Origin of the sequence: Shinella sp. WSJ-2 (assembly GCF_003432075.1) — a bacterium.
In the GTDB taxonomy this organism is placed as follows: domain Bacteria; phylum Pseudomonadota; class Alphaproteobacteria; order Rhizobiales; family Rhizobiaceae; genus Shinella.
Genome location: NZ_QWBU01000012.1, coordinates 76,993 through 98,105, shown reverse-complemented (window position 1 = coordinate 98,105; position 21,113 = coordinate 76,993). Strand labels below are relative to the sequence as shown.

Genomic DNA, 21,113 nt, shown 5'->3' with positions numbered 1-21,113 from the left:
GATGTCGGCTATCATTTCCGTTTATGCGCTCGCTTTGATTTACCAGCGATGCTGAACATGCGGCGCGACGAGGCGGTAATAGATCTCGCGCGTCGCTTCCATGACGTCTTCCGGGATCGCGGGCAGGCCGGCGGCCTTGGCATTGGCCTCGGCCTGCTCAGCATTGCGGGCACCGGGAATGACGACGCTGACGGCATCTGCCATCAGGATCCAGCGCAGCGCGAAGGCCGCCATGGTCTGACTTGCCGGCACCAGCGCGCGGATTTCCTCGACGGCCTGCAGGCCGGTCTCGAAGGGCACGCCGGCAAAGGTCTCGCCGACATCGAAGGCATCGCCGTTGCGGTTGAAGTTGCGGTGGTCATCGGCGGCAAAGGCCGTTTCGCGGGTGATCTTGCCGGAGAGCAGACCGCTTGCCAGCGGCACGCGGGCGATGACGGCGACCTGGCGCCGGGCGGCTTCCTTGAAGAACAGCGCCGCCGGGCGCTGGCGGAAGATGTTGTAGATGATCTGCACGCTGACGACGCCGGGATATTCGATCGCCTTCAGCGCTTCCTCGACCTTCTCGACGCTGACGCCGTAATTGGCGATCTTGCCGGCGGCCTTGATCTCGTCCAGCGCCTGGAAGACCTCGGGGCGGTAATAGACGTCGGTCGGCGGGCAATGCAGCTGCACGAGGTCGAGGCGCTCGACGCCGAGGTTTTTCAGGCTGCGGTCGATGAAGCCTTCGAGATTGGCCTTGGTGTAGCCGTCGGCGACATGCGGCGAGAGCCGGCGGCCGGCCTTGGTGGCGACCATCGGGCGCTGGCCGCCGCGATCCTTTAGCACATCGGCGATGATCTTTTCCGAGCGGCCGTCGCCATAGACGTCGGCGGTATCGATGAAGCTCATGCCGGCGTCGAGCGCGGCATTGAGGGCGGCGCGGCCGTCGGTCTCGCTGACGTCACCCCAGGCGCCGCCGATCTGCCAGGCGCCGAAACCGATATCCGTGGTGGTAAAACCCGTGCGGCCGAATTTGCGATGTCTCATCAAAATATCTCCCGGCAAAAATTGATGTGCCGGGAGGTAGCACTCCACAGAAGTGCGGACAAGGAAATCGCTTGCGCCGATGGCTCAGGCGGGAGTGATTTCTACCAGATAGAACGCGCTGCGTTCGCCAGCGGCCAGCACGTCGGCCTTCTCCGAGCCGCCGAGCACCAGAGCATCGAGCGGCTGGAGGCCGATCAGGCCTTCCGCGGTGGACACGCCGAGTGGTTCGAGCGCCAGCAGCAGGCGTTCGCCTGACGATGCCGGAAGCGCCGTCGAGCCCGTGACGACATGATGCGTGAGCGTATGACCGAAGACACCGCGCCGTGTCATCACGTTGAGATCGGTGATCGGGCCGTGGGTCAGGCGCGCCGTGGTGGGTGCATCGGCGGGGAAGGGCAGCGGGGCGGAAGCCGGCGTCAGCAGCCGGTCACCCAGGCCCTCGATGGAGAGATCCATGCCCTCGCCGGAGAGCACCGCCAGCGTGCGGTCGATGCCGGGAAAGACCGAGAACGGCCCGTCGCTCGCCACAGTCGCCATGCTGACGCGCCAGCAGAAATCCGAAAGGCTCGCGCCTTCCGGATGGACGATCACCTCGACCGTCTCGCCGCCGCCGTTCTTCCACGGCATGCGGCGATGGTCGGCGTTGCGAAGGAGCTTCGCCATCAGTTGCCGAGGATGCCCGGCAGGCGCAGGCCCTTTTCCTTCGCGCAATCAAGCGCGATGTCGTAGCCCGCATCGGCGTGGCGCATGACGCCGGTTGCCGGGTCATTCCACAGCACGCGGCTGAGGCGCTCGGCTGCCGCATCCGTGCCGTCGGCGCAGATGACGACGCCCGAATGCTGCGAGAAGCCCATGCCGACGCCGCCGCCGTGGTGGAGCGACACCCAGGTCGCGCCCGAGGCAGTGTTGAGCAGCGCGTTGAGCAGCGGCCAGTCGGACACGGCGTCCGAACCGTCCTTCATCGCTTCCGTTTCGCGGTTCGGCGAGGCGACGGAGCCCGAATCGAGGTGGTCGCGGCCGATGACGATCGGCGCCTTGAGCTCGCCATTCTTGACCATCTCGTTGAAGGCGAGGCCGAGGCGGTGACGATCACCGAGGCCGACCCAGCAAATGCGCGCCGGAAGGCCCTGGAAGGCGATGCGCTCCTGCGCCATGTCGAGCCAGTTGTGCAGGTGCTTGTTGTCGGGCAGCAGTTCCTTCACCTTGGCGTCGGTCTTGCGGATATCCTCCGGATCGCCGGACAGGGCCGCCCAGCGGAACGGGCCGATGCCGCGGCAGAACAGCGGGCGGATATAGGCCGGCACGAAGCCCGGGAAAGCGAAGGCATTTTCCAGGCCCTCTTCCTTGGCGACCTGGCGGATGTTGTTGCCGTAGTCGAAGGTCGGGATGCCCATGTCTTGGAAGGCGATCATCGCTTCGACATGTTCGCGCATCGAGGCGCGTGCGGCCTTTTCGACGGCCTTCGGGTCGCTTTCGCGCTTTGCCTTCCACTCAGCCATCGTCCAGCCCTTGGGCAGGTAGCCGTTGATCGGGTCGTGCGCGGAGGTCTGGTCGGTCACCATGTCGGGGCGAATGCCGCGGCGAACCATTTCCGGCAGGATTTCGGCAGCGTTGCCGAGCAGGCCGACGGATTTGGCTTCACCGGCCTTCGTCCAGCGGTCGATCATCGCGAGCGCTTCGTCCAGCGTCTCGGCCTTTTCGTCGATATAGCGGGTGCGCAGGCGGAAATCGATCGAGTCGGGGTTGCACTCGACAGCAAGGCAGGAGGCGCCGGCCATCACGGCTGCGAGCGGCTGGGCTCCGCCCATGCCGCCGAGGCCACCGGTCAGCACCCACTTGCCCTTGAGGTCGCCGTTATAGTGCTGGCGGCCGGCTTCCACGAAGGTCTCGTAGGTGCCCTGAACGATACCCTGCGAGCCGATATAGATCCACGATCCGGCCGTCATCTGGCCGTACATGGCAAGACCCTTCTTATCCAGCTCGTTGAAGTGATCCCAGGTCGCCCAGTGCGGCACGAGGTTGGAATTGGCGATCAGCACGCGGGGCGCATCCTTGTGCGTGCGGAAAATGCCGACGGGCTTGCCGGACTGCACGACCAGCGTCTCGTTTTCTTCGAGATCGCGCAGCGACGCGACGATCTTGTCGAAATCGGCCCAGGTGCGGGCGGCGCGGCCGATGCCGCCGTAGACGACCAGCTCATGCGGGTTTTCCGCAACGTTCGGATCCAGGTTGTTCATCAGCATGCGCAGCGGCGCTTCGGTCATCCAGCTCTTGGCGGTCAGTTCGGTGCCGGTGGCGGCGCGCACGTCGCGGATGTTGTGGCGAGGATTGGCGGTCATTGGCTGTTCTCCCGGTTCAGCGTGTCAGGGTGGAGGCAAGCGCCTCGATGCGTTGCAGGATGTCTTTGAGAGGAATGCGGAGCTTTGCGGCCTTCGCCTCGTCGAGATCGAAGGGCGGGGCCTCCGTGGCAAGGTGGCTGACCTGTGCAAGCTCCATCTGGATGGCGTGCACGCCGGTCTCCGTCTTGCCATAGTGGCGTGTCGTCCAGCCGCCCTTGAAGCGGCCATTGAGGATGCTGGTATAACCTTCGGCCGAAGCGCAGACCTCGTAGGTCGCCATTTCGATCGCCTTGTCGCAGGTGCGGCCCATGTCGGTACCGACGTTGAAATCCGGCAGCCGGCCTTCGAACAGGAAGGGGATTAGCGAGCGGATCGAGTGGCAATCGTAAAGGATCGCCACGCCGTGGATCGCCTTCACGCGCTCGATTTCAGCAGCGAGGGCCGCGTGGTAGGGCGCGTGGAAATTGGCGAGCCGATAGGCGATATCGGCTTCGGTCGGCGCCTCGCCGTCCTTCCAGATCGGCGTGCCGTCGAAATCCGTTTCTGGAACGAGGCCTGTCGTGTTCTGGCCGGGATAGAGGCTGACGCCCGCGGGATCGCGGTTGGCGTCGATGACATAGCGGTGGAACGTGGCGCGCACGGTCGTCGCGCTCGCCAGCAGGCCGTCATAGAGGCGTTCGATGTGCCAGTCCGTATCGGCAAGGATGCGGCCGTTGTCATCAAGGCGCGCCCAGATATCGGCCGGGACATCCGTGCCGGTATGCGGGAAGGCGAGAATGACGGGCGAGGTGCCCTGATGGGTTTCGAAGACCGCCACCTTATGCCCCCAGCACCGGCAGGATGCCCTTGGAGACCGAAGCGGCCAGCGCAGCCGAGGTGACGAAGGTGCCGGCGGCGGCAAGGTCCGGCGCCATGTAGCGGTCTTCCTCCAGCGTGGCGACGACGGTGCGCAGCGCCGCGATGACCTTCTGCAACTCCGGGCTGGTGACGAGCGGCGCGCGGAACTCGATGCCCTGGGCTGCGGCGAGCGCTTCGATGCCGACGATGGCGGAGAGGTTTTCCGTCATGCGCAGCAGGCGGCGGGCGCCGTGGCAGGCCATGGAGACGTGGTCTTCCTGGTTGGCGGAGGTCGGCGTCGAATCGACCGAGGCCGGATGCGCCATCTGCTTGTTTTCGCTCATCAGCGCGGCCGAGGTGACTTCTGCGATCATCAGGCCGGAATTGAGGCCCGGCTTCTTGGCAAGGAAGGCCGGCAGGCCGAAGGACAGGGCCGGATCGACCAGCAGCGCGATGCGGCGCTGGGCGATCGCACCGACTTCGCAGACGGCGATGGCGATCTGGTCGGCGGCGAAGGCGACCGGCTCGGCGTGGAAGTTGCCGCCCGAGACGACGCTGTTGTCGGAGAGGACGAGCGGGTTATCGGTGACGGCATTGGCTTCGATTTCGAGCGTGCGGGCGGCCGAGCGCAGGAGATCGAGGCAGGCACCGTCGACCTGCGGCTGGCAGCGGATGCAATAGGGATCCTGCACGCGCTCGTCGCCGGTGATGTGGCTTTCGCGGATGACGGAGCCGGACAGTAGTGCGCGCAGCGAAGCGGCGGCGTCGATCTGGCCCTGGTGGCCGCGCAGCGTGTGGATATCGGGATGGAACGGTGCGGAGGAGCCCATCGCGGCATCGGTGGAGAGCGCGCCGGTGACGAGGGCGGCCTGGGCGGCGCGGTGCGCACGGAAGAGGCCGGCGAGCGCCAGCGCGGTGGAAACCTGCGTACCGTTGATTAGGGCAAGGCCTTCCTTGGCGGCGAGAATGACGGGTTTAAGGCCGGCCTTGGCGAGGGCTTCGCCGCCACGCAGACGTTCGCCGGCATAGAAGGCTTCCCCTTCGCCGAGCATCGCCGCCGCCATATGGGCGAGCGGTGCGAGATCGCCGGAGGCGCCGACGGAGCCCTGTTCCGGAATGACCGGGATGACGCCCCTGGCCTGCATGGCCTCGAGAAGGCGGACGATCTCGATGCGCACGCCGGAGGCGCCGCGGCCGAGCGAGATCAGTTTCAGCGCCATGACGAGGCGCACGATGTTTTCCGACAGCGGTTTACCGACGCCGCAGCAATGCGACAGGATCAGGTTGCGCTGGAGCGTGGCGACATCGGCCGGCGCGATCTTGATCGAGGCGAGTTTGCCGAAACCGGTGTTGATGCCGTAGACCGGCGCGTCGCCGGCGGCGATTTCCGCGATCCGGGCGGCGGCCTTCTCGATGCCGGCGTCGAAGGAGGCGTCGAGCCTGGTGGCCTCGCCGGTCCAGTAGATGGTTTCAAGGGTTTTCAGGGGCACGGAGCCCGGGTGAAGCGTGATCGTCATGTTTATTCCCCGATGCAGCTCTCGGCTGCGCAAAGAGTGATCAATGTCCGCTGCGGATACGGGCAAACATGGGGTTGAAGCCCATGCGATAGACCAGTTCCGCCGGCCGGCCGATGTCCCAGAGGACGAAATCGGCCCATTTTCCAGCCTCCAGCGTCCCCACTTCATCGACCAGGCCCAGCGCACGCGCGGCTTCGCGCGTCGTGCCGGCGATGCATTCCTCGACGGTCATGCCGAAGAGGGTTGCGGCCATGTTCATGGTAAGGAGGAGGGAGGTCAGCGGCGAGGTGCCGGGATTGCTGTCGGTGGCCACGGCCATCTTGACGCCGTGCTTGCGGAAGAGATCGATCGGCGGCTTCTTGGTTTCACGGATGAAATAGAAGGCGCCGGGCAGGATGACGGCGACGGTGCCGGCTTTCGCCATGGCGGCCGCACCCGCATCGTCGGTATATTCGAGGTGATCGGCCGAAAGCGCGCCATAGTCGGCGGCAAGCGCTGCACCGTGCAGGTTGGAAAGCTGGTCGGCATGCAGCTTTACCGGCAGGCCATGCGCCTTGGCGGCATCGAAGACCCGCTTCATCTCGTCCGTCGAGAAGGCGATGCCCTCGCAGAAGCCATCGACGGCGTCGGCAAGACCCTCGGCAGCGACGGCCGGCAGCATCTCGTTCACCACCTTGTCGATGTAGGCGGTCTTGTCGCCCTTCATTTCCGGCGGCAGCGCATGCGCCCCGAGGAAGGTGGTGCGCACGGTGATGTCGCGCTCATCGGCGACACGGCGGGCGGCACGCAGCGACTTCACTTCGTTTTCCGTATCGAGGCCGTAGCCGGATTTCAGCTCGACCGTCGTCACGCCTTCGGCGATCAGTGCATCAAGGCGCGGCAGCGTCTGGCGCACGAGATCGTCCACGCTCGCGTCCCGCAAGGCCTTGACGGAGGAGACGATGCCGCCGCCGGCCCGCGCGATCTCTTCATAGGAAGCGCCGGCAAGACGCAGCTCGAATTCATGGGCGCGGTCGCCGGCATGGACGAGGTGGGTGTGGCAATCGACGAGGCCGGGGGTGATCCAGCGGCCTTCGCAATCGACGCTTTCGGCCGCGGCAAATTCGGCGGGAAGATCGGCCTCGGGGCCGGCATAGGCGATGCGGCCGTCCACCACGGCGATGGCGCCGTTCTCGACGATACCGAGACCCGGTAGGCTTTCCTTGAGCGTCGCGAGCCGTGCATTGCGCCAGACGCGGGCCGTGTCCTTTTCCGTTGCCGTCATGGTGATTGCCTCTTCCCTGTGATGGATATAATGTATATACATAATCATCAGGGGCGCAAGAGGCATTTTGCCGGTTGGGCGTCAGGCAGGGACAATCGGGAAGGGAGGGACGGGCAATGGCCGTCATTCATGCAAGGCAGGCGCTGCTCGCCAGTGGCTGGGCAAAGGATGTTCGGATCGCCGTCGAAAGCGGTCGTATCGCATCCGTCGAGACCGGTGTTTCATCCGTTGCAAGCGACGAGCGCCACGACACGGTGGTCGCGGGCATGCCGAACCTTCATAGCCACGCTTTCCAGCGCGGTATGGCGGGCCTTGCGGAAATGCGCGGCCCCGGCAGCGATTCGTTCTGGAGCTGGCGCAATGTCATGTACCGCTTTGCACTGTCCATGACGCCCGACGACGTCGAGGCCGTCGCCGGCCAGCTCTATGTGGAAATGCTCGAAGCCGGTTTCACCCGCGTCGGCGAGTTCCACTATCTGCATCATGACAAGGATGGCGGTCACTATGGCGATATCGCCGAGATGGCCGCGCGCATCGCATCGGCCGCGTCGGCGACGGGGATCGCGCTGACGCTGCTGCCGGTCTTCTACGCCCATGCCGGCTTCGGCGGTAGGGCGCCGGGCGAGGGGCAGCGCCGCTTCATCAACGACCGCCAATCCTACGGCCGCCTGCTGGAGCGCTGCCGGTCGCTAACGAATGCGCTGCCGGAAGGCATCACGGGTGTCGCGCCGCACAGCCTGCGTGCCGTCACGCCGGATGAGCTGACCGACGTCGTCGCCATGGCGGGCGACAAGCCGGTTCACATCCACATTTCCGAACAGATGAAGGAAGTGGAGGACAGCATCGCCTGGTCCGGCCGCCGCCCGGTGGAATGGCTGCTGGACAACCAGGCGGTCGATGGCCGCTGGTGCTTCATCCATGCCACGCATATGACGGAGGCCGAAACGCGCGGCATGGCGGAAGCCGGCGCCATTGCCGGCCTTTGCCCGATCACCGAAGCCAATCTCGGCGATGGTACCTTCCCCGCGCCCGACTTCTTCGCCGCCGGTGGCCGCTATGGCGTCGGCTCCGATTCGAATGTGCTGATCGGCCTGCCGGATGAGTTGCGCCAGCTCGAATATTCGCAGCGCCTCTTCCACCGCGCCCGCAATGTACTGGCGGTACCCGGTGGTTCCACCGGACGCGCGCTGTTCGATGGCGCACTGATCGGCGGTGCCGCTGCCCTCGGCGCCGAATCGGGCATTGCGGCTGGAAAGGCCGCCGATTTCGTCAGCGTGAAGACCCGCCACGGCCTCGATCTCGACGGCGATGCGCTGCTTGACGGCTGGATCTTCGCCAATGGCGCCGAGGTCGATTGCGTCTGGGTCCATGGCCGCAAGCAGGTCAAAGGTGGCCGCCATGTGGCGCGCGAGGCGATCGGCCGGCACTTCACCGCGACCATGCGGGCACTGGCCGAGGCTTGAGCCCGCCTTGAAAGGCGTTATGACTTTGCCACCGGGCGATTCCGCGCCCGGCAAGCCGGAGGCGACCATTTCCATCGATGAGGACAGAAGCGTGGTCGAGGCCAAGGAGCCCTCGCTGCACCGCCGCATCCTGGAGGATGTAGAGGGCAAGATCCTGTCGGGCGAATGGCCGCCGGGCCACCGCATTCCCTTCGAGCACGAGCTGACCGAGCAGTATCAATGCTCGCGTATGACGGTGAACAAGGCGATCACCGAGCTCGTCAAACGTGGCCTCATCGAGCGGCGCCGCAAATCCGGCAGCTATGTCACGCATCCGCATGCCCAGTCCGCCGTGCTGGAAATCCACGATATTCGCCTCGAGGTCGAATCGCTCGGCTTGCCTTATCGCTATGAGCGGCGCGCGCGGCTAAGCCGCGCCGCCAAGGCGGCCGACCGCCGTCTGATGGAGCTCGCCGAACAGGCCCGCCTCGTCGAGATTTCCGCCCTGCATTACGCCGGTGCCCAACCCTTCTGCCTGGAGGAGCGCCTCATCAACCTTGCTGCGGTGCCGGAGGCGATAAACGAGAGCTTCGAGGCCACGGCGCCGGGGGCCTGGCTGATCAGCCAGGTGCCGTGGAGTGCTGCCGAACATCGCATCCGCGCCGTCGGTGCCGATGCCCGCACCGCCGAGCTTCTGGCCATCGCGCCCGGGACGCCGTGTCTGGTCGTCGAGCGCCGCACCTGGAGCGGCGGTGTCTACATCACCCATGTGCGGCTGACCTATCCCGGCGAAAAACACGAACTCGTCGCCGAATTCGCCCCGAGCCATCCCAAGCAGGCCCTCTGAGCCTCACGCGCCGCCAGCAAATTGCGCCGCGCGGATCGTCTCATAGTAGGGCGCGAGCACGGGGCTTGCCTCCGAAAGCGCATCGAAGGCCGCGTCGTCAGCCGTCAGGCGGCCGGCATATTTATCCGCGATGAAGCGGGCATGCGTGGCTTTCGCCGCCTCCGGCAGGCTACGCACGGCGGTGAAGACGGGCGCGGCGGCAGTCCGGCCTTTCACCGTGATGCGGTCGAGTTCGAGCACGGCAAAATGTTCATCGGCAAGCTCCGCTGTGCGCTCGCCGATGAGCAACGGCACGCCATAGGTTTTTGACGCGCCCTCGAGACGGGAGGCAAGGTTGACCGCGTCGCCCAGCACCGAATAGTCGAAGCGCTGCGAAGAGCCCATATTGCCCACCACGCAGTCACCCGTATTGATGCCGATGCCGATACGCAGCATGTGATAGGGCGTCCCGGTAGACTGCGCTTCCGCGCTAAGTTCGGCATTGAGCGTTGCCATCGCGTCCAGCATGTCGAGCGCCGCGACCACCGCATGGCGGGCATGCTCGCCATCGTCTAGCGGCGCGTTCCAGAAGGCCATCAGACAATCGCCGATATATTTGTCGATGGTGCCGCCATGTTTCAGCACGATATCGGAGAGGGGGGTGAGCAGCCGGTTGATCAGCGTCGTCAGCTGCTCCGGATCGTCCTTCAGCGCCTCCGCAATGGTGGTGAAGCCGCGCACGTCGCAAAACAGGATCGACAGCGTGCGCCGCTCGCCGCCGAGTTTCAGCTGCGAGGGATCGCGCGCCAGCCGCTCGACGAGGGCAGGGGACAGATATTGCGAGAAGGCGCGCACGATCTCGCGCCGCTGCCGGCGTTCCTCGGCATAGTCGAAGGCGGTCTGGCCAATGGCGACGAAAAGCAGGGCGAGCGTGGGGCCGACGGGCGAAATGAAGAGGTGCGCCTCGCGGAGGAGTACGAAGCTGAGGAAGCCGATGAGCAGCGTGGCGAAAAAGCTGAGCGCGGCCGTCTCCCAGCGCGTCGCGCGGCGCACGAAGATTGCCGAGACAAGGGCAGCAAGGGCGATAGCCGCGATCGCGAAGGGCGTACCGGCTTGCCGGATGGCTGCGCCCGCTGTCAGGTTGTCGAAAATCGTCGCCTGGATCTCCGCGCCCGGCACAAGGCGGCCGGTATGCACTGTATAGGAGGTGGCGAAGGCGTCCGCGCCGCCCGAATTGATCACAGGCGCGTTCTGCAGGCTGAGCCCGACGATCACCACCCGGCCCTTGAATGTGTCCTGCGGCAGCATGTTTTCAGGGTCGAGCGCCTGGTAGTAGGAGACCGTCGGATAGCTGCGCGAAGGGCCGAAGGATTGTAGCAGCCGGCCATCCGGCGACACGCTCTTTCGGCCGGCCACGCGGGCGAGCGACATCGCAAAGCCGTCTTCATAGCGGGGAAGATCACGGAAAACGCCGTCACCGCCGAGCGCTATGGAGGCGATGCCGGTCACGGCTCCCGCTTCGGTGAAGGCCGGCAACGGCGTCGTGCGCAGCAGCTGGTCGGCCTGCGGCGTGACGATCACGCTTTCATCCCCCGCCAGAACGACATCCGGGCCAAGTGCTTTTGCCAGCGCCGCATCGGAGGCCGGGTTGGAGGGCTCGGCGAAGATGATGTCGACGCCGATGGCGACCGCACCGGCCCTGCGCAGGCTTTCGATGAGGCGCGCATGCAGCTCGCGCGGCCAGGGCCATTGCGCGTTGATCTCGGCCAGCGACGGCTCGTCGATTGCCACGATGATCGGGCCGTCTGGAGGCGGGCTCGGCGTGTCGATCGTCGAGAGATAGTCGAAGGCACGCAGATCCGCGAGCGCCCAGCCAGGCAGCTGCGCCAGTGTCGAGACAAGGGCCGCGACCGCAAATGTCAGCAGCGCCAGCCGCTTCGAGCGCCGCGACCAAAGACCGGGATGGCGAAAGGCGCGGCTCATACTGCGCTCCCGGCCGGGCAATTGAGGAAGGCAGTGAATGATGGTCCGTGGCAGCATGGGCGATTGTGCATGACCGCCAGCACTCGTGATCCCCCCGAAAAAGTCAAGCCGGACCGCATTGCAATCCGGAGGCGCTTCGCTATCACGTTGAAGCAAGGCAAGGATGAAGACATGGCAAAACCCGATGAACGCGCGGCAATCCTGCAACCGGTGGTCGACGGCACCGAAGGCATAGCACTCGAACATTTCGACCATATCCGCCGCGTCAACGATGTCTTCTACGACCAGGTGAAGCTTTCCGACCAGAAGGCCGCCTATATCTTCACCTTCATGCTGGCGCTGCTGGTGACCTCGACGGAAAGCCGCGCCGTCTTCACCTGGTCGCGCTACGCCGAGGGTGACTGGACCTCGGACATCTTCTCCGGCCTCCTGGCGCTCGCGCTTGTCTTTTCCATCGTCTCGGCGATCCTCGTCGTGCTGCCTCGCCGCGTCGACAATTCGACGTCGCTATTCTGGGGCGCCTGGCCGCATCACCGCGAGGGGTTTCGCAAGGCCGCGCTCGCGCGTGACATTGACTATCTCTTTGAACAGTACATGCAGAACGCCGACGCGATGGCCTCGATCGCTCGCGAGAAATACCGTTTCGTCGGCTTCGCGTTCCGGGGTTTGCTGCTGACCGTGCTGGCTTATGTGGCGCTGCTCGCAACCCGCTGACGTCTCTATTAGCCGTTGCCGTCAAAGCGTGAGCGTGCCGTTTTCCTCGCCATCCCAATATTGCACGCGTTTGCCGCGCACCTGGATGAGGACAAGGCCGGGTGTGTCCACGCCCTCCGTGAACCAGCGCTCCAGATCGGGAACCCAATGGTCCCTGAACTGGGCCTTGTCCTTGCTGATGCGCGCCTCGCCTTCGATGGAAATGAAAATTCCGGGCTTGCCGAGTAGGCTCGGCGGCTCCGTAAAGGCCAGGGTGACCTGCGGGTCGCGGGTGATATCAGCGATCTTATTGGTGTCTTCAAAGGAGAAGAACCAGGAATCACCGTCATAATCGACGTCACCATTATTGCTCATTGGACGGTTTGTAATGGCGGACGATCCGCCATGCGTCGACATCATGCAAAAATCGATCTTCTTCAGTTTGCGCGCAATTTCGGGAAGCGTCATCGAAGACATGAGGCGTGACCTTTTTTAAGGGGCTACGTAATGAGACGGCCCGGACAGGTGAGGCACGCGACTGCCGCTTGTCGCCATGGTGAGAAACCGGAAAAACCACCATAATCTACATCCCTGTCGCGTCCGGTTGACACGGTCCGCAATCGCTAGGGGAATGTCGTTCGTTGGTGAAGGTTCCTTAGCGCAGTGCAAATGATGCGCTTACACAGGGTTAACCATGGAGTGCTGAAAAACGGAACTTCGCAATTCGCCACGAATTGCTTTTCGACAGGAGGTGAAGACGATGACGAAGCGATTCGACGAACTCTACATCCCGCGCGGTGAGCATCGGGAAGTCGTGTCCTTCTATCAGAAGGTCGTGGCGCATCTGTACCGGAAACTTCAGGAGATGAGGGCGGAGGCAGACGAACGGGCCTTGCATCGAGACGGTCCGACAATGCGCGATGCAAAGCCGCAGCTCGAATTCTTCAATGTCGTGAGGATCAATTTCGGTCCGCGCCGCTCGGGATGAACCACTATCTGCAGGCCGTTTTTGGCTCCATGGGCTTTGCCCAGGGTATGATCTAACGGGAGCCATTAAGCGGAATGAGATGGTGGGCGATGAGAGACTCGAACTCCCGACATCCTCGGTGTAAACGAGGCGCTCTACCAACTGAGCTAATCGCCCGCCGCGTTGGTGGCTGTGATCTATGCGGAACCGGATTGAACCGCAAGAGGCAATCGCAAAGTTTTTTGCATTTTTTTGAATGCCCCCATGGCGATCCAGAAGGGTGTGGAAACATTTCGCGCCGCGTCATTGTTTTGTCTTGAAACCTGCTTGACACCCAAACACGAACCCCGTAGTTAGCCGCTCATCGAACGGCGCAGGCCGCTCGGGACGGGTGTTTCGCCCGGACGCTTTCGAGGATGCGGGTGTAGCTCAGTCGGTTAGAGTGCCGGCCTGTCACGCCGGAGGTCGCGGGTTCGAGCCCCGTCACTCGCGCCACTCGAAAGGCCCAAGAAACATTCAGGACCGAAAGGTCCACAAGATGCGCGGGTGTAGCTCAGTCGGTTAGAGTGCCGGCCTGTCACGCCGGAGGTCGCGGGTTCGAGCCCCGTCACTCGCGCCATTCTTTCTTCTCCTCCAAGCAATTGTCGGTTTTTGCTCGCGTAAGACTTTACGTGCCGATTTTCGTTGTTTGCGCCGAATGTTTGCAGCGCTTCCTCCGTCTTCGTATAGCCTGCCCGATCGAAGAAGAGGATTCGCATGCGTTATGTCACGATGGCTCTGTCCGGTTTTGCCGCACTTGTTGCGCTCAGCATTCTCTTTGGGTCGTGGTTCACCATTGATCAGGGCGAGCGCGGCGTGATTTTGCGCTATGGTGCCGTTGCGGGCACGGCGGATCCCGGTCTCGGCTTCAAATTGCCCTTGATTGATTCTGTCGTGCGGATTTTCGTGCAATCAAAGGCCGTGGTCTATGAAAAGATGGAGGCCTATAGCCGCGACCAGCAGCCGGCCGATATCCGTCTTTCCGTGAATTACCGGATCCCCGCCGATCGCGTCGAGGCCGTCTATGCCAATTACGGCGGCGAGGATGGGCTGCTTTCCCGCCTGATCGAGCGCAAGGTTTTTGAAGAGACAAAGACGGTTTTTGGCCGCTTCAATGCGGTGACGGCGATTCAGGAGCGTGGCCGGCTGAATTCCGAGGTCGCGGCGGCGATCCAGGAGGGCATTGCCGGGCCGGTGCTGATCGAAAGCGTCCAGATCGAAAACATCGATTTTTCCGAAGCCTATGAGGCGAGCATCGAGCAGCGCATGCTGGCCGAGGTGGAGGTGCAGCGGCTGCGCCAGAATGCCGAACGCGAAAAGGTGCAGGCGGAAATCACGGTGACGCAGGCGCGCGCCCAGGCCGATGCCCGCCGCGCGGAAGCCCAGGCGCAGGCCGATGCGGTGCGTCTGGCGGCCCAGGCCGAATCGGAGGCGATCAAGCTCAGGGGTGAGGCGGAAGCCGAAGCGATCAAGGCGCGCGGTGACGCGCTGAAGGACAATCCTGGCCTTGTCTCGCTGACCCAGGCGGAAAAATGGGATGGGCAATTGCCGCGCACCATGCTGCCGGGCGGATCGATCCCGATGCTCAATCTGAACGCAAATTAACCAGGAGGGGCGACCCGCCACGGCTTTTCCGCCGCATCCGCGATGAAAATCGTGTCATAAAGGCGAAACACGCTTCATAAAATCGTAACGATTTAAATGGACACGCCGGCTGCCTTTCGAGGTGGCCGGTAAAAGAACACAATGATTGCGGCGAAAGCCGGACAAAGCCTTGCGCCGACACGCTCGCTGCGCTAACGACATGGCGTTGCAACATACTTTCTCGGCTTGCAGGTCTTGGACCAACAGGCGTCTCTCCGGCGCCGACAGCAGGCAGGATGGACGCCAATGACTGAACTTCTCGGTTCCTATCTCCCGATCGCCATCTTCATCGGTATCGCGCTCGTTATCGGCATTGCACTGCTGGTCGCGCCGTTTGCCGTCGCATACAAGGCGCCTGATTCGGAAAAGCTTTCCGCTTACGAGTGCGGCTTCAATGCGTTTGACGATGCGCGCATGAAATTCGACATCCGCTTCTATCTGGTGTCGATCCTCTTCATCATCTTCGACCTCGAAGTGGCTTTCTTGTTCCCGTGGGCGGTGTCCTTCGGTGAGCTCGGTTGGTTCGGTTTCTGGTCCATGATGGTCTTCCTCGGTGTCCTGACCATCGGCTTTATCTATGAATGGAAGAAGGGAGCACTCGAATGGGAGTAGCTCATACCAGCAGCACGCTCGTTGCCCAGCAGCCTAAGGGGATCATCGATCCCAATACCGGCAAGCCCATCGGCAGCAATGATGCGTATTTCGGCGAGATCAACAACGAGCTCGCCGACAAGGGTTTTCTGGTCACGTCCACGGACGAACTCATCACCTGGGCCCGCACCGGCTCGCTGATGTGGATGACCTTCGGTCTCGCCTGCTGCGCCGTGGAAATGATGCAGCTGTCGATGCCGCGTTACGACGTCGAGCGTTTCGGCTTTGCGCCGCGCGCTAGCCCGCGCCAGTCCGACGTTATGATCGTCGCCGGCACGCTGACCAACAAGATGGCACCCGCGCTCCGCAAGGTCTATGACCAGATGCCCGAGCCGCGTTACGTCATTTCGATGGGCTCCTGCGCCAATGGCGGCGGCTACTATCATTATTCCTATTCGGTGGTACGCGGCTGTGACCGCGTGGTGCCGGTCGACATCTACGTACCAGGCTGTCCTCCCACGGCGGAAGCGCTCCTTTATGGTGTGCTCCTGCTGCAGAAGAAGATCCGCCGGACCGGTACGATCGAGCGTTAAGGGCAGGGGACTTTAGACATGAGCGAAGCCCTCCAGGAGCTTTCCTCCTATATCGGCGAAGCGGCCGGCGGTCTGGTGACCGCCTCCGACATCGCCTATGGCGAACTCACCCTGAAGACGGACGGTGCGCGCATCCTCGATCTTCTGACCTTCCTGCGCGACGACGTGCAGTGCGGTTTCGTCAATCTCATCGACGTCTGCGGCGTTGATTGGCCGGCCCGTGCCGAGCGTTTCGACGTGGTCTACCATCTGCTGTCGCCGCGCCAGAACCAGCGCATCCGCGTCAAGGTCGCGACCGGCGAGGACGTGCCCGTTCCCTCGGCCTTCTCGGTCTATCCGGGCGCCGACTGGTTCGAGCGTGAAGCCTACGACATGTACGGCATTCTCTTCACCGGCCATCCGGACCTGCGCCGCATCCTCACCGACTACGGCTTCGAGGGGCACCCGCTGCGCAAGGATTTTCCGACGACCGGCTTCGTGGAAGTGCGTTACGACGACGAGGTCAAGCGCGTCGTGTATGAGCCCGTCGAACTGAAGCAGGAATTCCGCAACTTCGACTTCCTCTCTCCCTGGGAAGGCACAGAGTACGTGCTGCCGGGCGACGAGAAGGCGAAGACGAACTGATTTTGGGTCGGGCGACCCGCTAGGGCGCCGGCCTCTGGAGCAAGCGGCATGAACGAGCACAACGTTCGCAATTTCAATATCAACTTCGGCCCGCAGCATCCTGCGGCGCACGGGGTTCTCCGTCTGGTTCTGGAGTTGGACGGTGAAATCGTCGAACGCGTCGATCCGCATATCGGCCTGCTGCATCGCGGCACCGAAAAGCTGATCGAGACGAAGACGTATCTTCAGGCTGTTCCTTACTTCGACCGCCTCGACTACGTGGCGCCTATGAACCAGGAGCATGCTTTCGCGCTTGCCGTCGAAAAGCTGACGGGCACGGAAGTGCCGATCCGCGGCCAGCTGATCCGCGTGCTCTATTCGGAAATCGGTCGTATCCTGTCACACCTGCTCAATGTCACGACCCAGGCCATGGACGTCGGCGCGCTGACGCCACCGCTCTGGGGCTTCGAAGAGCGTGAAAAGCTGATGGTGTTCTATGAGCGCGCCTGCGGCGCGCGCATGCACTCAGCCTATATCCGTCCGGGCGGCGTGCATCAGGACCTGCCGCACGAGCTGGTGGAAGACATCGGCAAGTGGATCGATCCGTTCCTGAAGACCGTCGATGATATCGACGAGCTCCTGACCGGCAACCGCATCTTCAAGCAGCGCAACGTCGATATCGGCGTGGTGAAGCTGGAAGATTGCTGGGCCTGGGGCTTCTCGGGCGTCATGGTGCGCGGTTCGGGCGCAGCCTGGGACCTGCGCCGCTCGCAGCCCTACGAGTGCTATTCCGACCTCGACTTCGACATTCCGATCGGCAAGAACGGCGACTGCTACGACCGTTACGTCATCCGCATGATCGAGATGCGCGAAGCGGCCAAGATCATGCGCCAGTGCGTCAATCGCCTGCTCGGGGACGCCAAGGTCGGCCCGGTCTCCTCGATCGACGGCAAGATGGTTCCGCCGAAGCGTGGTCAGATGAAGCGTTCGATGGAAGCACTCATCCATCACTTCAAGCTCTATACGGAAGGCTATCACGTGCCGGCCGGTGAGGTGTACGCAGCCGTCGAGGCGCCGAAGGGCGAATTCGGCGTCTATCTCGTCGCGGATGGCACCAACAAACCCTACCGCTGCAAGATCCGCGCGCCGGGCTATGCCCACCTGCAGGCGATGGATTTCATCTGTCGCGGCCACCAGCTCGCAGACGTCTCGGCGATCCTCGGCTCGCTCGACATCGTGTTCGGCGAGGTTGACCGCTGATGCCGAAAGTCGTCTTCGCCGCCATCGCTCTTCTCGCTGCCACCGCTGCCCATGCGCAGGACGCGGAGACGGGCAGCGCTGCCAAGACGATGGGCCAGCTGGCGAGCGAAGGCTACGAAATCAAGGCGGCGGCGCCGAACGGCAGCCGCTACGTCATCTTCATGCAGAATGACCAGTCGGCCTATGCCTGCGAATTCGTCAATACGGCGAATACGCAGTGCAGGTCGATCAACTGAGACAAGGCGTTACAGAATGTCCGTTCGTCGACTAGCCGATGACAGTGTCCAGCCCGCCAGCTTCACCTTTACCAAGGAGAATGCGGCCTGGGCCCAGGCAACCATCAACAAGTATCCGAAGGGCCGTCAGCAGTCTGCGGTGATCCCACTTCTCATGCGGGCGCAGGAGCAGGACGGCTGGGTCACCAAGGCGGCGATCGAATCCGTCGCCGACATGCTGGATATGGCCTATATCCGCGTGCTCGAAGTCGCGACCTTCTACACCCAGTTCCAACTGTTGCCGATCGGCACGCGCGCCCATATCCAGGTCTGCGGCACCACGCCTTGCATGCTGCGCGGCTCGGAAGACCTGATCAACGTCTGCAAGAAGCGCATCCACCCGGAGCCCTTCCACCGCAACGAGAGCGGCACGCTCTCCTGGGAAGAGGTCGAGTGTCAGGGCGCCTGCGTCAACGCGCCGATGGTCATGATCTTCAAGGACAGTTTTGAAGACCTGACGCCGACGCAGCTCGAGCACATCATCGATCGCTTCGATGCCGGCAAGGGCGCGACCGTCGAGCCGGGTCCGCAGATCGAACGCGTCTTCTCCGCGCCGGCCGGTGGTCTCACCAGTCTGAATGAGCCGGAAGCCGCCGCCAAAAAGCCCTCTGCCCGCGCCAAGAAGGCCGGCGAGGAGAGTGTCAGCGTTCCTCCGTCGAATGCCGCGCGCGCCAAGACGGATGCGGATGAAACCGACGCCAAACTGAAGACCCCGGCCAATGCCAAGGCCGAAGCGGCAGCCAATGCCAAGGCGAAGGGCGACACCCGCGCGGAAGGTGGCGATGCCGCCGTCAAGCAGCCGGTCGCTGCCGCTGTGGGCAAGCCGTCGCTGGACGACAAGAACCGTCCCGCCGGCATCGAACGTCCTGCAACGCCTGACGACCTGAAACTCATCTCTGGCGTCGGCCCGAAGATCGAAGGCATTCTGCATGACCTCGGCATCTTCACCTTCGCGCAGGTTGCGTCGTGGACGCCGGAACAGCGCGAGTGGGCCGACGGCTATCTGAATTTCAAGGGCCGCATCGAGCGCGACGACTGGGTCAGGCAGGCCGAGGCGCTCGCCAAGGGCGGTGAAGCGGAATACATCCGCGTTTTCGGCAAGAAGCCGCGGTAAAGAGGTGAATCATGCTTAAAGATCAGGATCGCATCTTCACCAACATCTACGGCACCAAGGACAAGTCGCTGAAGGGCGCCATGGCCCGCGGCCATTGGGACGGCACCAAGCAGTTGCTCGAAAAGGGCCGCGACTGGATCGTCAACGAGGTCAAGGCGTCCGGCCTGCGCGGCCGCGGCGGCGCCGGCTTCCCGACCGGTCTCAAGTGGTCCTTCATGCCGAAGGAATCCGACGGCCGTCCGCACTACCTCGTGGTGAACGCCGACGAATCCGAGCCCGGCACCTGTAAGGACCGCGATATCCTGCGCCACGATCCGCACACGCTGATCGAGGGCTGCGTCGTCGCGTCCTTCGCCATGGGCGCCCATGCCGCCTATATCTACGTACGCGGCGAGTTTATCCGCGAGCGTGAAGCGCTGCAGGCGGCCATCGACGAGTGCTATGACGCCGGTCTCCTCGGCAAGAACAACAAGCTCGGCTACGACATCGACATCTATGTCCACCACGGCGCCGGCGCTTACATCTGCGGCGAAGAGACTGCGCTGCTCGAAAGCCTCGAGGGCAAGAAGGGCCAGCCGCGCCTGAAGCCGCCGTTCCCGGCCAATATGGGCCTCTACGGCTGCCCGACGACCGTCAACAACGTCGAATCCATCGCGGTTACCCCGACGATCCTGCGCCGCGGCGCCGGCTGGTTCTCCTCGTTCGGTCGTCCGAACAATGTCGGCACCAAGCTGTTCATGATGTCGGGCCACGTCAACACGCCCTGCACCGTCGAGGAAACGATGGGTATCTCCTTCAAGGAGATGGTCGAGAAGCACGGCGGCGGCATTCGCGGCGGCTGGGACAACCTGCTCGCCGTCATCCCCGGCGGCGCATCCTGCCCGGTGGTGAAGGCCGAGGACATGATGAACGTCACGCTCGACTTCGACGGCCTGCGTGACGTGAAGTCGTCCTTCGGCACCGGCGGCATGATCATCATGGATCGCTCCACCGACATCATCAAGGCGATCTGGCGCATCTCGGCCTTCTTCAAGCATGAGAGCTGCGGCCAGTGCACGCCGTGCCGCGAAGGCACCGGCTGGATGATGCGCGTCATGGAACGAATGGTGAAGGGCAACGCCCAGAAGCGTGAAATCGACATGCTGTTCGACGTCACCAAGCAGATCGAAGGTCATACGATCTGCGCGCTCGGCGACGCCGCCGCCTGGCCGATCCAGGGCCTCATTCGCAATTTCCGCCCGGAGATCGAGAAGCGTATTGACCAGTACACCGCCAACGCCATGGACCATGGCGCAGTGCTGGAAGCAGCGGAGTAAGACGATGAAGAAGCCGGCAGGACAGGATGCGAATGCGACCAATGTCCCGCCGGCTGAAGCCTCCGGCGCCGATCCCTTTGGGTTCTCGCCATGGCTGAAGCAAATGCCGGATATGTCGCGGCACCCGCTGATGGCAAATCCGGTGACGGCGATTGCAGCGACCACCGCGCTCGGGTTCAGCATTGCGGGCCAGATGGCCGGGATGATGCTGAGCGTCATGCAGACGGCGGCGGAGCAGGTAAAGGCGGCGATCGATGAAGCGGCCGAACAGGCCGCTAAGACCGAGGCTGAAGAGGCAAAGGCCGCGCCCGTCAAGGCGAAGCCGGAGCTGAGGGTGGTTCCCAGCGAGCCGGTGATCAAGGCGGAAACGCCGGTTGCCGAGCCCAAGGTGAAGGTGGCGCGAGAGAAAAACGCGACGCCGAAGGCGACGGAAGCCAAGCCGGTGCGCAAGGCGCCGGCGGCGAAGGCCGCCAAGACCGATGACCTGAAGGTGATTTCAGGCATCGGGCCGAAGCTGGAGCAGGTGCTGAATGGCATGGGTTTCAGGCGTTACGCCGATATCGCGGCCCTCAAGGCCGAGGATGTGGCAAGGATCGAAGCCGAACTCGGGTTCAGCGGGCGCATCGCCCGCGATGGCTGGGTAGAGCAGGCAAAGACGCTGGCGAAGGGCAGGGGCTGACCCCACCGGATCCGGCAGACGGAACAAAGGCGAACGGGAAGGGCGAGAGCCCGAACGGACGCTGGAGAAAAGGCGCTGGCGAGACGCGAGCTTCGTGTCAAAGCG

21 protein-coding genes and 3 tRNA genes are annotated in these 21,113 nt (G+C 63.5%); 15 read left to right on the top strand and 9 right to left on the bottom strand.

Annotated features, from left to right (window positions below; translation table 11 throughout):
- Window positions 1-39 precede the first annotated feature (39 nt).
- From D0Y60_RS20840 to hutI, 6 genes are all read right to left on the bottom strand, one after another.
- Window positions 40-1,026: an aldo/keto reductase gene (locus tag D0Y60_RS20840; protein ID WP_117371870.1), complete on the bottom strand. Its 987-nt coding sequence runs from the start codon at window positions 1,024-1,026 to the stop codon at window positions 40-42.
- A gap of 84 nt (window positions 1,027-1,110) precedes the next feature.
- Window positions 1,111-1,689 (bottom strand): HutD family protein, encoded by a 579-nt coding sequence (locus tag D0Y60_RS20835; RefSeq protein ID WP_117371869.1) that lies wholly within the window; start codon window positions 1,687-1,689, stop codon window positions 1,111-1,113.
- Window positions 1,689-3,365: a urocanate hydratase gene (gene hutU / locus D0Y60_RS20830; RefSeq protein ID WP_117371868.1), complete on the bottom strand. Its 1,677-nt coding sequence runs from the start codon at window positions 3,363-3,365 to the stop codon at window positions 1,689-1,691. Before hutU ends, D0Y60_RS20835 begins: the two co-directional genes overlap by 1 nt.
- 16 nt (window positions 3,366-3,381) lie before the next feature.
- Window positions 3,382-4,182 carry an N-formylglutamate deformylase gene (hutG, locus tag D0Y60_RS20825; RefSeq protein WP_117371867.1) on the bottom strand — a complete coding sequence of 267 codons (801 nt, stop codon included), beginning with the start codon at window positions 4,180-4,182 and terminating at the stop codon, window positions 3,382-3,384.
- Between the two features lies 1 nt (window position 4,183).
- Window positions 4,184-5,719, bottom strand: a complete 1,536-nt coding sequence (gene hutH, locus D0Y60_RS20820) for a histidine ammonia-lyase (protein WP_117371866.1) — start codon at window positions 5,717-5,719, stop codon at window positions 4,184-4,186.
- Window positions 5,720-5,759: 40 nt separating this feature from the next.
- Window positions 5,760-6,983: an imidazolonepropionase gene (gene hutI, locus D0Y60_RS20815; RefSeq protein WP_117371865.1), complete on the bottom strand. Its 1,224-nt coding sequence runs from the start codon at window positions 6,981-6,983 to the stop codon at window positions 5,760-5,762.
- Window positions 6,984-7,099: 116 nt separating this feature from the next.
- On the opposite strand from hutI, the gene D0Y60_RS20810 reads away from it, so the two are divergent.
- Both D0Y60_RS20810 and hutC read left to right on the top strand, forming a co-directional pair.
- Entirely contained in the window at window positions 7,100-8,446 is a 1,347-nt protein-coding gene (locus D0Y60_RS20810; RefSeq protein WP_117371864.1) for a formimidoylglutamate deiminase, read from the top strand.
- Between the two features lie 91 nt (window positions 8,447-8,537).
- Entirely contained in the window at window positions 8,538-9,272 is a 735-nt protein-coding gene (hutC, locus tag D0Y60_RS20805) for a histidine utilization repressor (RefSeq protein ID WP_117371886.1), read from the top strand.
- Between the two features lie 3 nt (window positions 9,273-9,275).
- Here hutC and D0Y60_RS20800 read toward each other — a convergent pair whose 3' ends face one another.
- Window positions 9,276-11,234, bottom strand: a complete 1,959-nt coding sequence (locus D0Y60_RS20800) for a CHASE2 domain-containing protein (protein ID WP_117371863.1) — start codon at window positions 11,232-11,234, stop codon at window positions 9,276-9,278.
- A 171-nt stretch (window positions 11,235-11,405) separates the two neighbouring features.
- Here D0Y60_RS20800 and D0Y60_RS20795 point away from each other — a divergent pair, with 171 nt between their 5' ends.
- Entirely contained in the window at window positions 11,406-11,948 is a 543-nt protein-coding gene (locus D0Y60_RS20795) for a Pycsar system effector family protein (protein ID WP_117371885.1), read from the top strand.
- Between the two features lie 21 nt (window positions 11,949-11,969).
- On the opposite strand, the gene D0Y60_RS20790 is transcribed toward D0Y60_RS20795, so the two are convergent.
- Window positions 11,970-12,404 (bottom strand): pyridoxamine 5'-phosphate oxidase family protein, encoded by a 435-nt coding sequence (locus D0Y60_RS20790; protein WP_117371862.1) that lies wholly within the window; start codon window positions 12,402-12,404, stop codon window positions 11,970-11,972.
- Window positions 12,405-12,687: 283 nt separating this feature from the next.
- Between D0Y60_RS20790 and D0Y60_RS20785 the strand changes: the two genes are divergently transcribed.
- On the top strand, window positions 12,688-12,915 hold the full coding sequence (locus tag D0Y60_RS20785; protein WP_117371861.1) for a hypothetical protein: 228 nt from the start codon (window positions 12,688-12,690) through the stop codon (window positions 12,913-12,915).
- Window positions 12,916-12,995: 80 nt separating this feature from the next.
- Here D0Y60_RS20785 and D0Y60_RS20780 read toward each other — a convergent pair.
- Window positions 12,996-13,071 (bottom strand) — tRNA-Val (locus tag D0Y60_RS20780).
- 241 nt (window positions 13,072-13,312) lie between these two features.
- Between D0Y60_RS20780 and D0Y60_RS20775 the strand changes: the two genes are divergently transcribed.
- From D0Y60_RS20775 to D0Y60_RS20725, 11 genes are all read left to right on the top strand, one after another.
- Window positions 13,313-13,389, top strand: a tRNA-Asp gene (locus D0Y60_RS20775).
- Window positions 13,390-13,436: 47 nt separating this feature from the next.
- A tRNA-Asp gene (locus D0Y60_RS20770) sits at window positions 13,437-13,513 on the top strand.
- Between the two features lie 137 nt (window positions 13,514-13,650).
- Window positions 13,651-14,538 (top strand): prohibitin family protein, encoded by an 888-nt coding sequence (locus tag D0Y60_RS20765; RefSeq protein WP_117371860.1) that lies wholly within the window; start codon window positions 13,651-13,653, stop codon window positions 14,536-14,538.
- Window positions 14,539-14,823: 285 nt separating this feature from the next.
- Complete coding sequence (locus tag D0Y60_RS20760; protein ID WP_117371859.1) at window positions 14,824-15,189, top strand: NADH-quinone oxidoreductase subunit A; 366 nt, start codon at window positions 14,824-14,826, stop codon at window positions 15,187-15,189.
- Entirely contained in the window at window positions 15,180-15,761 is a 582-nt protein-coding gene (locus tag D0Y60_RS20755; RefSeq protein ID WP_117371858.1) for an NADH-quinone oxidoreductase subunit B, read from the top strand. The genes D0Y60_RS20760 and D0Y60_RS20755 overlap by 10 nt, the downstream gene beginning before the upstream one ends.
- A gap of 18 nt (window positions 15,762-15,779) precedes the next feature.
- Window positions 15,780-16,385 carry an NADH-quinone oxidoreductase subunit C gene (locus tag D0Y60_RS20750; protein WP_117371857.1) on the top strand — a complete coding sequence of 202 codons (606 nt, stop codon included), beginning with the start codon at window positions 15,780-15,782 and terminating at the stop codon, window positions 16,383-16,385.
- Between the two features lie 48 nt (window positions 16,386-16,433).
- Window positions 16,434-17,624 (top strand): NADH-quinone oxidoreductase subunit D, encoded by a 1,191-nt coding sequence (locus D0Y60_RS20745; protein ID WP_117371856.1) that lies wholly within the window; start codon window positions 16,434-16,436, stop codon window positions 17,622-17,624.
- Complete coding sequence (locus D0Y60_RS20740; protein WP_117371855.1) at window positions 17,624-17,860, top strand: hypothetical protein; 237 nt, start codon at window positions 17,624-17,626, stop codon at window positions 17,858-17,860. The genes D0Y60_RS20745 and D0Y60_RS20740 overlap by 1 nt, the downstream gene beginning before the upstream one ends.
- 16 nt (window positions 17,861-17,876) lie before the next feature.
- Complete coding sequence (locus D0Y60_RS20735) at window positions 17,877-19,013, top strand: NADH-quinone oxidoreductase subunit E (protein ID WP_117371854.1); 1,137 nt, start codon at window positions 17,877-17,879, stop codon at window positions 19,011-19,013.
- Between the two features lie 11 nt (window positions 19,014-19,024).
- Window positions 19,025-20,329 (top strand): NADH-quinone oxidoreductase subunit NuoF, encoded by a 1,305-nt coding sequence (nuoF, locus tag D0Y60_RS20730; RefSeq protein WP_117371853.1) that lies wholly within the window; start codon window positions 19,025-19,027, stop codon window positions 20,327-20,329.
- A 4-nt stretch (window positions 20,330-20,333) separates the two neighbouring features.
- Window positions 20,334-21,008, top strand: a complete 675-nt coding sequence (locus D0Y60_RS20725) for an NADH:ubiquinone oxidoreductase (protein WP_199564240.1) — start codon at window positions 20,334-20,336, stop codon at window positions 21,006-21,008.
- Window positions 21,009-21,113 lie beyond the last annotated feature (105 nt).